The following is a 14115-nucleotide window of genomic DNA, read 5'->3' as shown; positions in this document are numbered from 1 at the left end:
TATGAAAAAATCAGGCCGGCTGTGAAGCGCGTGGCGGAAATTCCCATGACCGGGTGCCGTCCGCGCTGCCCAGCTGCTGCTGCAGGCGCTGCCAGTCAAAGCCAGGGCCGGGATCCTGCTTGCGTCCGGGTGCGATGTGCTCGTGCCCGGCGATGTAGTGCACCGGGTATTGCGCGGCGATGGCGCTGCAAAGCTGCTGCAGGGCCTGGTACTGGGGGGCTTCGAAGCTCAGGCCTTCCAGGCCTTCCAGCTCTATGCCAATGGAGTCGTCGTTGCAGCGATCGCGCCCGCGCCACTGGCTTACGCCGGCATGCCAGGCACGGTCGTCGCAGCTGACGAACTGCCAGATCTCGCCCTGGCGCGTGACAAAGAAATGGGACGAGACTTCGAGGCCGCGAATGCCCTGGTAATAAGGATGGGCGTCCCAGTCCAGCTGATTGGTGAACAGTTGCTGGACCGCGCCCGTGCCGTACTGGCCCGGAGGCAGGCTGATGGAATGGATAACGACGAGGTCGATCCTTGCCTGCTCGGGGCGCGGGCCGAAATTGGGCGAGGCCAGGTGGCGCGCTGCGCCATACCAGCCGGCCTGCCACGCCGGCTGCTGCGGCAGGTTTTGGGCAAGGGGGGCGGTATCAGACATTGTCGCTCTGGTGTGGCAGGTCGATGCCCAGCCGGTCGATGCGGTAGCGGATCTGGCGCAGGCTGATGCCCAGCCTGGCCGCCGTGGCCGTGCGGTTGAAGCCGTTGTCCTGCAGGGCTCTGACCAGAATGCTGCGCTCCTGCTCGTCGAGCCAGCCTTGCAGATCCTCGGGCAGCGTGGCCGGACTGCCCGCGTGCTGAGGCGCCGGTGCGCCGGTCTCCGATGCCTGAGTGCCTGAGACCGGGGCTGGCATCGCTGCCGAAGCACCGGCGCCGGGGCCGGGGCCGGATTCGGGCAGGCGCAGCGGGCCTTCATCGCCCAGTGCAATGGCGCGGTGCAGCACGTTTTCCAGCTCGCGCACATTGCCGGGCAGCGGCAGCCCGGCGATCTGGCGGAGGCTGATCTCGTCCAGCTCCGGCGTGGGCAGGCCGGACTCGCGGGCCAGCTTTTGCAGCAAAGCCTGGCAGAGCTGGCCCAGGTCTTCGCGGCGCTCGCGCAGCGCGGGCAGCTCGATTTCGATGACGTTGAGCCGATAGAACAGATCCTGGCGGAAATTGCCGGACTGCACTTGCGCGCTCAGGTCGCGGTGGGTGGCGCTGAGGATGCGCACATCGACGGCTTCTTCCTGGGTGCTGCCCAGCGGGCGGATCTTGCGCTCCTGGATGGCGCGCAGCAGCTTGGCCTGCATGGCCAGGGGCAGGTCGCCGATCTCGTCGAGAAACAGGGTGCCGCCCTGAGCGGCCTGAAAGTAGCCTGGCCTGTCCTGCGTGGCTCCGGTATAGGAGCCCTTGCGGGCGCCGAAGAACTCGGCTTCGAGCAGGTTTTCCGGGATGGCGCCGCAGTTGACGGCGACCATGGGGCCTTCGGCCCGCTGGCTGCAGGCATGCAGGGCGCGCGCCACCAGCTCCTTGCCCGTGCCGGATTCACCGTGGATCAGCACGGGAGCCATGCCCTTGGCGACCTTGGCGATGCGCTGCTTGACGCGTTGCATGGCCTGAGAGTTGCCCACCAGCGCTTCCAGCGCGCCAGGCTGGGCTGCCGGCCCCGCTCCATGGGCCGGTGCGCTTTCGCCGGCCTGCTGGCTGCCGGGCTTGGGCACTGCGCCCATGCCTTGTACGGCTGAGGCCACGACCTGGCGGAACTGGCGCAGGTCCACGGGCTTGGTCAGATAGTCGAAGGCGCCGGCGCGCAAGGCTTCCACGGCATTCTCGGCCGAGCCGTAGGCCGTCATGACGATGCAGCGCTCGCTGCGCGACGGATCGCGCAGCTGCAGCAATAGCTCCATGCCGATCCCGTCGGGCAGGCGCATATCGGTAATCACGACATCGAAATGGCGCTTCTGCAACTGGGCCCTGCCTTCCTGGACCGAGCCTGCGGTTTCCACGCGGTAGCCTTCGCGCAGCAGCGTCAGCTCGTAGAGCGTGCGCAGATCGGGTTCATCGTCGACCACGAGAATGCTGGCTGCTGCGGAGGAGTGAGGCGAGGATGTCACTGGGCTTACACCATGATCGAGTCAAACAGGGTGTGGCTTGCGAGCGAGGCAGGGCCGCTGCGCAGAGTCACGATAAAGGCGTTGCCGTCCACATTGCCTTGCGGCGTGTGCAGGCTCAGGCGCTGATAGCTGATGGAGGCATCGTAGCGCTGGCAGAGCTCTCGGCAGATATAGAGTCCAAGGCCGCTGGAGCGGCTCTGGGAGGAGAAGAAGGGCTCGAACAGATGGCGCTCGACGCTGGAATCCAGCGGCGCCCCGTCACTCCAGACCATGAACCAGCAGATGTCGTCCTGCGGCGCGAGACCCTGGAGCTGGCCGTTCAGAGGCCCATGGCCGCTGATCAGCCGCAGGCCCGTCTCATCGCCGGCGTTGCTGCGGTGGCGCTGGGCATTGTCCAGCAGGTTGATCAGCACGCGGCGCAGATGCTCTTCATCGAACAGGATATGGCGAGCCGTTGCATTGAGCCGCAGCAATAGCTGGCGGGATGGCGTGGCCTGCATGCGCCATTCATGGCTGATCTGGGCCAGCAGATTGTCCAGCGGCAGCGACTGACCCTGATGGGTTTCCGAGTCCTGTTGCACGCGCGCCAGATTGAGGATCTCCTCGGCAATGCGGGCCAGCCGGTCGGCGTTCTGGCCCACGATGCGGCATAGCTGCTGGGGGCCCGGCTGGCTGCTCAGGTCCTCGGCCAGCAGTGCATTGGCCTGGGTGATGGCGGCCAGAGGATTGCGTATCTCATGCGCCACGGCGGCCGACATGCGGCCCATGGAGGCCAGCTTTTCAGTGCGCAGCTGCGCCTCCATCTCGCGCAGGTCGTGAAGAAACATGACGCACAGCGAGTGGCTGGCTTGCGCCTGCGGACCTTCGTCCAGATAGGGCGCCGAAACCTCGGTGATGCGTGTGCGCACATGGATGCCCGTGGCGCCGTGCCGCTCATGGGCCTGCAGATGGATCGTGGCGGACAGCGGGCGGGCATGGGCAAAGCTGGCCTGTGTTGCATGCGCCAGAGGCTCCCACCAGTTGTGGGCCTGCAGGGAAAAAGGCTGGGGGTGATCCATGGTCAGGCCCAGCAGCTGCAGCGCGGCGGGGTTGGCCTGCAGCACCTGCAGGCTGGAGTCGACCACCAGCACCCCGTCGGAGAAGTGGTTGATCACCAGGCTGTTGACCTGCTCCTGGGTCTGGGTGCGCAAGCGGTCGAACAAGGCCTGGGAGCGCTCGCGCCGGACACGCTTGGCCAGCTCGTGCGTGAGGTAGGCCACGCAGAAATAGCCGGCACAGGAAAAAGCCGCCTGGTAATAGGACTGGGCGCCATCGTTGAGGCCGCCATGGTATTGCCAGAAGGTGTAGGCCAGCGTCAGCAGCGTGATGCCGGCCGTGGCGCCAAAGGCCAGCATCAGCCCGCCCAGTGCCGAGGAGATCAGGACGGGAATGGCCAGCAGCGCCGTGTAGTTGAGCGAGCCGACCTGAAAGATCTGCAGCAGAAAGATCACCGCGATGTCGACACCGATCACGGGCAGCCATTGCAGGGCTGCGCGAGGTGCTGGCAAATGCCGTGCTGCAGCCAGACGCAGCACCACGGTGAGTGCCAGATAGGTGAAACAGATCAGCCAGGCCAGGGGCGAGCTGATGTTCTGCAGCTGCAGGTTCAGCGTCTGAAGCAGGATGAGGGCCAGCGCCAGCAGCACGCGGCCGCTGAGGAAGGCCTGCCACAGGCGCACAAACGGGGCGTTGAGGCTGGCGTCCGCGCGCCGGCTGATGGCCGCATCCAGCGGAATGGCGGTGTGCTGCCAGGGTGAGGTGGAGTTCACCATGGGATCAGTGGCTGCCGGGTTCTTGCTGGGCCAGGCGGCGATGTTCCGTGCTGCAGAAGCTCTGGCCCGAGGCATCGCTTACGGCATCTGCCTGCGGCAGGTGTAGGCCGCAGTGTGCGCAGGCCACCATGGTCTGAGCTTGCGGGAGAGTGGTGGCCGTCCGGGTGGGCTCTGCCGCTTCGGCGCGGCGCTTGCTGCGCCAGATGCCGACTGCCACCACCACGACCAGCAGGACCAGCAAATACTTCATGCCGCGCGCTCCAGCAGGACTTCAATCACAAAGCGCGAGCCGACATAGGCCAGCAGCAGAAAGATGGCGCCGATATAGAGAACGCGCACGGCGCTCTGGCCGCGCCAGCCAAATCGCTTGCGCCCGAACAGCAGCACGGCGAAAGCCAGCCAGGACAGCAGCGAGAAAACGGATTTGTGATTCCACACCCAGGCCTTGCCGTAGAGCTGCTCGCCAAACAGCCAGCCTGCGGCCAGCGTGGCGGTCAGCAGCACAAAGCCGGCACCGACAAAGCGGAAGGTCAGCCGCTCCAGGGTCAGCAGAGGCAGTCCGCTGTCATGGTCGCCGCCCTGGCGCATCTGCCGCTCGGCATGGCTCATCAGCGCCCCGTGCACGACGGCTGCGGCAAACAGGCCGTAGGAAGCAATGCCCAGGGCCAGATGCAGCGGCAGCCAGGCCGAGGCGTTGACATGCAGCGGAGTGCCGGGAAACACCACGGCCAGCAGCACGGCCACACTTCCCAGTATGGACAGCGGCCAGCGTGAGCGCAGCTGCGGGTACAGCTGCTGCTCGACCACATAGACGGTCAGCACCAGCCAGGCGGTGATCGAGAGTGCGGGTGCGAAGCCGAAGCGCGGCTGCTCGCCCAGCAGGCCCCAGCCCAGCAGCAGGGCATGCAGGGCCCAGGCCAGGCGCAGGCAGCGGCGGGCGCCGGTTTCTTGCAGATGCCGGCTGGCAAGTGCAGGGATGGCATAGGCAATGGCTGCTGCCAGGGCCAGAATCCAGCCAATGGGGCCAGCTGCAGTGAGCGGTTGGGAAAGCATGCTTTCTATGATAGTGCCGCGGGCCTGCACTCATGCTTTGCAGGATGCTGCCATGCGTCAAATTTGCGCATAAAGCGCAGCCGAAGCCGCTTGCGACCTGGGTTTGAGCGCCTGCACAGCCGCCGAGCAGACGTCGAGCCTCATTTCCAAGGGCTTTCGCCTGGCGGCCGGCAGCCGGGCTGGCGCAATCTCCCGCGATGCCCAAGGTCTTGCAGAGTGCTCCGGGTCGCTCTCTTGCGGGCCCGGCCCGCCTCTGGCGAGGGGCTGCACGGGCTTTGCGCGCCCGGGGCAGGTCACGGCAAGCCTGCAGGGCATCGTTCGCGAAGGGCAGCGGGTAAAATGCGGGTTCATGCCGCTTCGTCCCGCCCATCCGGGTCCCGCCAGGTTCGGCCTGCAAGCTGCCCGGAGACCCGTGCCGCGCTCGCGCACGACTCCCCATCCATAACTTTCGAATGCTTTTTGCTTATGGCCTCCGCACTCACCGATAAACTCTCGCGCCTTGTCAAGGAGATGCGCGGCCAGGCCCGCATCACCGAATCCAACGTCCAGGACATGCTGCGCGAAGTGCGCATGGCCTTGCTGGAGGCCGACGTGGCCCTGCCCGTGGTGCGCGACTTCATCGCCCGCGTCAAGGAAAAGGCGCTGGGCCAGGAAGTCATCAGCTCACTGCAGCCCGGCCAGGTGCTGGTGTCCATCGTCAACAAGGAGTTGGCGGCGACCATGGGCGAAGGCGTGGCCGACATCAACCTCAATGCCCAGCCGCCCGCCGTCATTCTGATGGCCGGCCTGCAGGGCGCGGGCAAGACCACCACCACGGCCAAGCTGGCCAAGCATCTGATCGAGAAGCGCAAGAAAAAGGTGCTCACGGTCTCGGGTGACGTGTATCGCCCTGCGGCCATCGAGCAGCTCAAGACCGTCACGGCCCAGGCCGGCGCCGAGTGGTTTCCTTCCACGCCCGATCAGAAGCCCCACGATATCGCCGTGGCTGCGATCGACTACGCCAAAAAGCATTTCTTCGATGTGCTGCTGGTGGATACGGCCGGCCGTCTGGCCATCGATGAGTTGCTGATGGCCGAAATCAAGGATTTGCACGCCACGCTCAAGCCCGTCGAAACCCTGTTCGTAGTCGATGCCATGCAGGGCCAGGATGCGGTCAACACCGCCAAGGCCTTCAAGGAAGCGCTGCCGCTGACCGGTATCGTGCTGACCAAGCTCGACGGCGATTCGCGCGGCGGTGCGGCGCTGTCGGTGCGCCAGATCACGGGCGCGCCCATCAAGTTCGCCGGTGTCTCGGAAAAGATCGACGGCCTGGAAGTCTTTGACGCCGACCGCCACGCACAGCGCGTGCTGGGTATGGGCGACATCGTGGCCCTGGTCGAGCAGGTCACCAAGGGCGTGGACATGGAAGCCGCGCAGAAGATGGCCGAGAAGCTCAAGAGTGGCGACGGCTTCGACCTCAACGACTTTCTGGCCCAGCTGCAGCAGATGAAGCAGATGGGCGGTCTCTCGACCCTGATGGACAAGCTGCCCGCCGAGCTGGCCGGCAAGGCTGGTCAGGTCGATATGGACAAGGCCGAGCGCGAGATCAAGCGCAAGGAAGGCATCATCTGCTCCATGACGCTCAAGGAGCGCAAAAAGCCTGAAATCATCAAGGCCACGCGCAAGAAGCGCATTGCCGACGGCGCCGGCGTCCAGGTCCAGGAGGTCAACCGCCTGCTCAAGGAGTTCGAGCAGATGCAGACCATGATGAAGAAGTTCAAGGGCGGCGGCCTGATGAAGATGATGAAGAAGATGGGCGGCATGAAGGGTATGAAGGGAATGATGGGCGGCGGCATGCCCAAGCTGCCGTTCTGATATTTGATCCCCCCTGAGCCGCTGCGCGGCTTCCCCTGGCCGGGCGCCCCCAAGGGGGACGACAGCCTCGCTGCGAGGCGGCTCTTGCTGGCTGTCCCTTTGCTGGGGCGTGTCAGTTTCTAAGGGTATTTAAAAAAGTGAGCTGCTTGCGCTTGTTGTTTATGGGTTTGGATGAGAAATGCATCTGAATCAAAGGCATGACAAGCGAGAGCAGCTCACTTTTTTGTAAAGAAGCGCGCCAATCCGGGGCAATTGCTGGATGTGCAGGCGGCTTTCTGAGAACATGCCTTTCCATGAAGCTACAAGACAGGACTTTCGGGGAGGCGGGTCAGCGGCAACCTCTGCCTCAATGTCTGGAGCGCCGCAGCGCGCTGCTGCTGGCGGGCTCGCTGCTTGCGCTGCTGGCAGGGTGCTCCACCACCAAAGACAAGCCCCGGCCTGCTGCGCAAGGTGGCTCATCGGTGCGCCCGCTCAATGCGCTGAGCCTGGATGCCGAGCTGCGCGAGTCCCTGCTGGCGCGCACCATGCTGGTGGTCAACACGCCCTACACCTACGGCGGCAATTCCCCTGAGGGCGGTTTTGACTGCAGCGGACTGATCCAGTGGGCCGTTGGCGGCATCACGGAAACCCGTCTGCCCCGCACCACATCGCAATGGGCACAGGCCAGCAATCCGGTGGACGGGCGCGATCTGATGCGCGGCGACTTCGTGTTCTTCAACACCCTGGGCGGGCGCTATTCCCATATGGGCATTTTTGTCGGCAACGGACAGTTTGTGCATGCGCCGTCCAGCGGCGGGACGGTGCAGCGGGTGCGCATGGACAATGTGTACTTCGCCAAGCGATTCACCGAAGCGCGCAGCATCTTTGCCTGAGCGGCGCGCGGCGGATGCGAAAAGGGACTGCCTGGCAGTCCCTTTTTTACCTGCGTTGTCAGCCTATGCCGCGGGCGCTGCAGCCCCATCGCCGCTCAGGGGCAGATCCCAGCGCATCGCATGCCAGGGGTGCTGCTCCTGCGTCACCCATTGGGCCACCTCTTCGCTTGTGAAGGCCTTGCCCAGCACATCGCTGCGCCCCTGCGCCAGCCATTGGGTGCGGCCCTGGGCATAGGCCTGGCCGAAGGCCAGCCAGCTGTCGAAGCATTGCTGGGCGCGCTGGGCATTGAGCTGCAGGATGTCCCAGTGCAGGGCTTCGTCCACCCAGTCCAGCAGCCTGGCGCTGCGCACAAAAAAGGTCACGCGCGCGCAGGCAAACGCCATGGCGGCGCGCGCATCGTCGCTGCGCTGCAGGCGCTGCAGATCCAGCATGAACCAGCGCTGGCGCATGGCATCGGGCAGCTGCTGGCGCACCTGTTCGTCGCTGAGGTCGGTGCGCAGGCCCAGGTGGTGCAGGATCATGGGGCGCAGCTGTTTGGCCAGTGCATCGTCGGCGCCATGCAGATCGCTGGCAAAGCCGCCCTGCATGGCGTGGTAGGCCATGGGGTGGGCCAGGGCCAGGGCCCAGTTGCGTTCCTGGCTGCCGGCCTGGTAGCTGATGAGGTCGCCGCGCTGCTTGGCCTCCTTGAGGCGCTTGAAGCCGCCGCGCAGCACCCAGAAAATCAGGGCCACGACAAGCAGGAGAATCGTCCATGCGTTCATGAGCGCACTCCTGAGCGGCCAGGGCGCTTTCTGGCCATCAGCAAGGTCTGCTGCAGCGCGGCGGATTTGGGCATGCGCTCGATGACTTCGCTGTCCAGCGAGTCCTTGCGTGCAGCCACCATCCACTGCATCAGCGGCGACTGCAGATTGAGCTGCGGCAGCAGTGCGGGGTGCTGCTGCATCAGCCACAGCTGCTCGGCGTCGGTCTGCAACTCCTGCACCGAGCACCAGGGCGCCAGCCCCGGATGGGACTTCAGCACCTCGGGCGGGCGGCGCACAATGCCCATGGACAGCGCGTCCTCGGGCACCTCGTCATTGAGCGGCAGATGGTTGAGCAAGGTCACCACATCGGGCATATAGCGCGCGATCGGCGGCCGGTTCTGCTTGCCCTTGATCTGCTCGATCTGCAGCTTGCCGTCCTTTTGCACATAGGCGTTGACGGTGATGCGCGGCTGGGCCGTGCCCGTGCGGTAGCTGAACAGCCGCATGCGCCCCGATTCCAGGCCCTCGGCGTAATGCTCGCCATAGCCGCCGCTGAAGGACTTGCGGTTGGCGAACTGGCCCACGCAGTGGCCCATCATCTGGCTCTCATAGGCCATTTCCTGGCGCACCTGCGCACTTGTGGCGTCGAACTCCACGAACGTGCCGTGCTGGCCGCGCAGCAGCCCGTGCACGGCGCCCGAGCTGTGCTCGACACGGCCGCTGCTCTGCTTTTTCTCGAAGGCCAGATGCTCCAGCGTCCAGCGCGCCAGCGCCTGAGGGCAGTTCACGCGCTGCAGCTTGCCTTCGAGCGAAGTGCCCTTACGGGTGGAGAGAAATTCCACCAGTCGCGTCTCCAGCGCCAGCAGGGCTGCGCTGTCGGGCTGCACCCACCAGAGCTCGGGCAGCTCGAAGCCGGCCTGTCTGCGCTCCAGGCGCTCCAGCGCCCAGGCTGGCGGCTGCTGGCGGCCCGTCAGCTCCTGCAACTGCTGGATATCGCCAATGCGCAGCACGGCCGGCTCGTCGGCCTGCAGATTGCCCACCACATGGCGGTAGAAGTGATTGCCCAGCCAGGCCGCGACCTCGGCCGCGTCGCCGCGCTCGGCGCTGCGTTCCTTGATGCGCTGCTTGATGGCCGGCGCGTTGACCACATCGCGCGCCTTGTAGGCGCTGGCGGCAGCGGTTTTCTCTATGACCTGATTCACCAGAATTTCCACCATGGCTTGCGACCCGCTGCTGCAGCTCCGGCCTGGGCATCGCGCTCGGCCAGCTTGCGCTCGGCACGCTCGATGCCGGACTGCGACATGCGCCGCTCGTCTTCGTCGTCGTCCTGGTCCAGATAGCTGTTGGCCTGCTTGTGCAGCGCCACGGACTCTTCCAGAAGCTCGGGATAGGCTTCCAGCGCACAGGCCAGGCGGCGCAGTGGATAGCAGTCCTGCAGCGCAACGATCTCCTGCTGATGTGTGCGCAGACGCGGCAGCACCAGCTCGGGGCGCGTGCTCGAGAAAAAGTCCAGCATGGACATCAGGGACGCCAGGTAGTTACGTCGCACCCCGCGCTGCTCGTCCTCGTCGAGGTCGTGGAACCACTGGTCCAGACGCTCCATCCAGATGCTGATCTCGTCGTCGCGGTCGAGCTTGTAGAGCGACAGTGCGACGGTGGAGAAATAGCGCGTGGGCTCATGACGGCTGTAGCCATGCTCCTGGGCGAAATGCCAGAGGCGCTCGGCCTCGACCACGGTCTGCGCGTCGTCGTCTTTGCCCACGGCACACCACAGCAGGCCGTTGTGGTGCTCGGCAAACGGGCTGCTGCCCAGCCCCTTGTGGTGCAGCTCGGCGGCCTCGTCGTAGCGGTCCATGAAGCGGTACTTGATGGCCAGGTTGTTGCACAGCATGGAGTAGACATGCAGGTCGGCGTCCTTGAAGCGGCCCTGGCCGCTGGTCCAGAAGTGCTCGAAGCGGGCCAGGCCCTGCTCGTAGTAGCGCACCACCAGAGGCTCGCGCACCTCCTGTGCCGGCACCTTCTTCTTGCCGCCCATCAGCGGCGCCAGATCGTCGGCATCGTCCAGGACCACGCCGGCGGCATAGCACCAGTGCGCGCCATGGGCGTCGGGGAAGGGCCTGGCCAGCGCTTCTTCCAGCGGCAGTGCGGCAAAGCGCGCCGCCCAGAGCGTGGGCAGCTTGTCGCTGTCGGCCATCTCGGGATGCTGGCCCACGCCGATTTCCAGCAGCGGCAGGGCCTGTTCCATCTGGCGCTTGCGTGCCAGACGCAGGCCGTCGAGCAAGGCCAGCACCGGATGGGCTGGCTGGGCCGCACGCACCATGTTCAGATAGAAATCCGCCGGGTGCAGCGGCATCTCCTCCTGCGCGAGCAGCTGGCGCATGTCCTCGTCGGCCTGGGCGATGGCCAGAACCAGGGCCCAGGTGATGGCGTTGGCCGGGTCGTTGCTGAACTGCTTCTTGGCCAGCTCGAAGGCGGCGACGGCCGAGACGGGACGCGCGTGAAGCACGCTCTCCAGCGCCAGATCGGCGGCTTGCTTCAAGCGGCCGGTCTGCTCCAGCCAGCCCAGCCAGGAGGCGGTGAAGGGATCGCCCGAATCATCCGTCAGGCCGAAGTGTCCCTGAGGGGCCAGCTGCAGGGCCGCTTCCAGCTGACCGGCCTGCGCGCAGGCCTGGGCCTGCAGCCGCAGGATCTTGACCTGGCGATGTGCCTTGACGGCCTGCGAAGGCGGGGGATTTTCCAGGACGCCGAGCTGCTGCTCGCAGGCCATGAGCAAGGCCGGCAGGCTTTGCGGAGCCAGCGGCAGCACATGATCGGCCAGCGTCATCCAGCGATCAAAGTCCACCTGCTGGTCGGGGGCGGCATCGCGCAGCAGGTTGATGGCGTTCTGCACCAGGCTGGCAGCCTCGCTGACGTGGCCGCCTTTGTGGGCCATTTCCGCCTTGCGAACGCAGACGATGGCATCGAGGTAGGCCGCATCTTCGGCCAGATCGGGATTGCGGCGCTCCTGGCCGCGTTGCAGCTCAAGCCCGGTGGCTGCTGCATCCCAGGCCTGCAGCTCCGAGGCCATCCAGTGCCAGCCATACCAGTAGTTGTCGCTGTCCACGGCTTCGGGCAGTCGGGCAATGGCCAGCGCTGCCGATCCCAGCAGGGCGCGCGCGGAGGGCTGGTCAAAGCCCATGCGGCTCTGGATGTCGCTGAGGTTCAGGCGCAGCATTGCTTCGGCAGGAATCAGCTCGTCGGCGCCGGAAAGGACGGCAGCGCGATGCTGCTGCAGCAAGGTGTTGGCCGCTTCGGGCTGATCAAGGTACAGCCAGAAGTCGTGCACGCGCTCGAGTTCCTGCACGGTGGCCGGGGCAAAGTTCTGCTGACCCATCAATTCCACCGCCGCCGCGATGCGGTCCTGACGGCTGATGCTGCCGGGCTTGTCGTCGTTGTAGTCGTTCAGTAGCTCATGGGCTTGATCCAGCAGGGCGTAGATGGCGTCGCCTTGCAGTGCAGCAGTTTGGTTCATGGTGTACAGAGTTCAATCCGAGGCAGCTTGGCCCCAATAGGCCACCATCCTAGCTGCGGATTGCAAGGGCGTGTGCCATCCGGCAAGGCATGACTATTTGTTACAAAATTTATAGCCAGTCATGAAAAAAGCCTGCGCGGCATGGCCGGCAGGCTTTTGGTAGATGAGGCCAGGGAATGTCGGGCCATCAATCCTTGAGCAGCACTTCGCCGCGCAAGGTGTAAGCCTTGGCTTCGGTAATCTTCACATCCACCATCTGGCCGATCAGGCGTGCGTTGCCGGGGAAGTTGACCACGCGGTTGCAATAGGTGCGGCCCATCAGTTCGCTGCCGTCACGCTTGCTCACGCCCTCGATCAGCAGGCGCTGCACGGTGCCGACACGCTCCTCGCTGATCTCCTTGATGTGGCTGTTGATCACGGCCTGCAGCTCCTGCAGGCGGCGCAGCTTGACCTCGTGCGGCGTGTCGTCGTGCAGATTGGCCGCAGGCGTGCCGGGGCGGGGGCTGAAGATGAAGCTGAACGAGTTGTCGAAGCGCACATCGTGGATGAGCTTCATCATCTTCTGGAAGTCTTCCTCGGTCTCGCCGGGAAAGCCCACGATGAAGTCGCTGCTCATGGCCAGATCGGGACGGATGGCACGCAGCTTGCGGATGGTGCTCTTGTATTCCATGGCCGTGTAGCCGCGTTTCATGGCCATGAGAATCTTGTCGCTGCCATGCTGCACGGGCAGGTGCAGGTGGCTGACCAGCTGCGGAATCCTGGCGTAGGCCTCGATCAGGCGCGGCGTGAATTCGTTGGGATGGCTGGTGGTGTAGCGGATGCGCTCGATGCCGGGAATCTCGGCCACGTATTCCAGCAGCAGGGCGAAGTCGGCCATCTCGCTGGTGTCGCCCATCTTGCCCAGGTAGGCGTTGACGTTCTGGCCCAGCAGCGTGATTTCCTTCACGCCCTGCTCGGCCAGGCCCGCGACTTCCACCAGCACGTCCTCGAACGGGCGGCTGACTTCCTCGCCGCGCGTATAGGGCACGACGCAGTAGCTGCAGTACTTGGAGCAGCCTTCCATGATGGAGACAAAGGCCGAAGCGCCTTCCACGCGTGCCGGTGGCAGGTGGTCGAACTTCTCGATTTCGGGAAAGGAGATATCGACCTGGGGCTTGGCCTTGGCTGCACGCTGATTGAGCAACTCGGGCAGGCGGTGCAGGGTCTGGGGGCCGAAGACCACGTCCACGAATGGAGCGCGTTTGATGATCTCGGCGCCTTCCTGGCTGGCCACGCAGCCGCCCACGCCGATCAGCACGCCTTTTTCCTTGAGATGGCGGATGCGGCCCAGATCGCTGAACACTTTTTCCTGGGCCTTCTCGCGCACCGAGCAGGTGTTGAACAGGATCAGATCGGCCTCGTCCACGTTCTGCGTGGGCTCGTAACCCTGGGCCGCACCCAGCACATCGGCCATCTTGTCCGAGTCGTACTCGTTCATCTGGCAGCCAAAGGTTTTGATAAAGACTTTCTTGCTCATGGGGCGCTCTTGTCAGGTGGGCCTGCAGTGTCTGCAAGCACAAAGTGATAGCGGCTGGCGCCTGCCATCACTGGGTTTCAATGGGTAAATGAATTGAGGTGCTTGCAGAAAAAGCGCAAGCAGCTCTTTAAACAATAGCGGTCGGCGCGGGCCGAACTCAGCTGCCGAAAACGCGCTGCAGCAGGGTGCGCGGCTGAATCGGCTTGTATTTCTCGATCTCGGCAGGGGTCAGAATCCAGGCCGTGTGCAGACCCTGGGTCTGTGGCTCGATCACGTAGCCCACCAGCATCTTCTGGCCTGCATAGTTGCTGGCAAACACAATGCTGCGCTCGCGGCTGAACAGGCGAAAGCCCGGCGTGGTGCGGATCGCCGTGCCGTTGATGGCCACTTCGGGGAAGTTGGTCACCGTCAGCTCGCCGAACTGGGCCGTCGGCGGGAAGTTGCGCGTCTCGTCCGAGGGCAGGCCCTGGGCCAGGGCCGGCAGGGCGGCGCCGGCGACGGCTGCCAGCAGCGCGCAGGCCGCGCAGCGGCGGCTGATGAGGTCGGTGGTGCAGCGGTTCATGGTGTATATCCAGGGGCTGATCGTGGGGCGGTCAGAGCTGGAGTCATGGCCGCAATGCCG

12 protein-coding genes are annotated in these 14115 nt (G+C 65.0%); 2 read left to right on the top strand and 10 right to left on the bottom strand.

Going from position 1 to position 14115, the window contains the following annotated elements:
• Positions 1-10: 10 nt before the first annotated feature.
• The 5 genes from ampD to FSY59_RS19105 are packed head-to-tail and all read right to left on the bottom strand — an operon-like array spanning position 11 to position 4996.
• Positions 11-640, bottom strand: coding sequence for a 1,6-anhydro-N-acetylmuramyl-L-alanine amidase AmpD (gene ampD / locus FSY59_RS19125; RefSeq protein WP_003051377.1), 630 nt, complete (start codon positions 638-640; stop codon positions 11-13).
• The gene (locus tag FSY59_RS19120; RefSeq protein ID WP_187427924.1) at positions 633-2090 is read right to left on the bottom strand and encodes a sigma-54 dependent transcriptional regulator; all 1458 of its coding nucleotides are present in this window, start codon (positions 2088-2090) and stop codon (positions 633-635) included. The genes ampD and FSY59_RS19120 overlap by 8 nt, the downstream gene beginning before the upstream one ends.
• A gap of 47 nt (positions 2091-2137) precedes the next feature.
• Positions 2138-3943 carry a PAS domain-containing sensor histidine kinase gene (locus FSY59_RS19115; protein WP_003051382.1) on the bottom strand — a complete coding sequence of 602 codons (1806 nt, stop codon included), beginning with the start codon at positions 3941-3943 and terminating at the stop codon, positions 2138-2140.
• A 4-nt stretch (positions 3944-3947) separates the two neighbouring features.
• Complete coding sequence (locus tag FSY59_RS19110) at positions 3948-4193, bottom strand: PP0621 family protein (protein WP_003051384.1); 246 nt, start codon at positions 4191-4193, stop codon at positions 3948-3950.
• Positions 4190-4996 carry an inner membrane protein YpjD gene (locus tag FSY59_RS19105; protein ID WP_050872476.1) on the bottom strand — a complete coding sequence of 269 codons (807 nt, stop codon included), beginning with the start codon at positions 4994-4996 and terminating at the stop codon, positions 4190-4192. The genes FSY59_RS19110 and FSY59_RS19105 overlap by 4 nt, the downstream gene beginning before the upstream one ends.
• Before the next feature lie 465 nt (positions 4997-5461).
• Between FSY59_RS19105 and ffh the strand changes: the two genes are divergently transcribed.
• On the top strand, positions 5462-6850 hold the full coding sequence (ffh, locus tag FSY59_RS19100) for a signal recognition particle protein (protein ID WP_003051390.1): 1389 nt from the start codon (positions 5462-5464) through the stop codon (positions 6848-6850).
• Between the two features lie 293 nt (positions 6851-7143).
• Positions 7144-7722, top strand: coding sequence for a C40 family peptidase (locus FSY59_RS19095; protein ID WP_003051395.1), 579 nt, complete (start codon positions 7144-7146; stop codon positions 7720-7722).
• A 63-nt stretch (positions 7723-7785) separates the two neighbouring features.
• On the opposite strand, the gene FSY59_RS19090 is transcribed toward FSY59_RS19095, so the two are convergent.
• From FSY59_RS19090 to FSY59_RS19070, 5 genes are all read right to left on the bottom strand, one after another.
• Positions 7786-8484, bottom strand: coding sequence for a DUF1266 domain-containing protein (locus FSY59_RS19090; protein WP_003051398.1), 699 nt, complete (start codon positions 8482-8484; stop codon positions 7786-7788).
• Positions 8481-9683 carry a hypothetical protein gene (locus tag FSY59_RS19085; RefSeq protein ID WP_148729081.1) on the bottom strand — a complete coding sequence of 401 codons (1203 nt, stop codon included), beginning with the start codon at positions 9681-9683 and terminating at the stop codon, positions 8481-8483. Before FSY59_RS19085 ends, FSY59_RS19090 begins: the two co-directional genes overlap by 4 nt.
• Positions 9665-11977: a hypothetical protein gene (locus tag FSY59_RS19080; RefSeq protein ID WP_148729080.1), complete on the bottom strand. Its 2313-nt coding sequence runs from the start codon at positions 11975-11977 to the stop codon at positions 9665-9667. Before FSY59_RS19080 ends, FSY59_RS19085 begins: the two co-directional genes overlap by 19 nt.
• 187 nt (positions 11978-12164) lie before the next feature.
• On the bottom strand, positions 12165-13493 hold the full coding sequence (gene miaB, locus FSY59_RS19075; RefSeq protein ID WP_003051406.1) for a tRNA (N6-isopentenyl adenosine(37)-C2)-methylthiotransferase MiaB: 1329 nt from the start codon (positions 13491-13493) through the stop codon (positions 12165-12167).
• A 157-nt stretch (positions 13494-13650) separates the two neighbouring features.
• The gene (locus FSY59_RS19070; RefSeq protein WP_003051409.1) at positions 13651-14055 is read right to left on the bottom strand and encodes a hypothetical protein; all 405 of its coding nucleotides are present in this window, start codon (positions 14053-14055) and stop codon (positions 13651-13653) included.
• Positions 14056-14115 lie beyond the last annotated feature (60 nt).

It is taken from the genome of Comamonas sp. Z3, from assembly GCF_008121565.1.
Classification (GTDB): domain Bacteria; phylum Pseudomonadota; class Gammaproteobacteria; order Burkholderiales; family Burkholderiaceae_C; genus Comamonas; species Comamonas brasiliensis.
The sequence above is the reverse complement of the archived record's forward strand: the minus strand, read 5'-3'. Positions and strand labels throughout refer to the sequence as shown.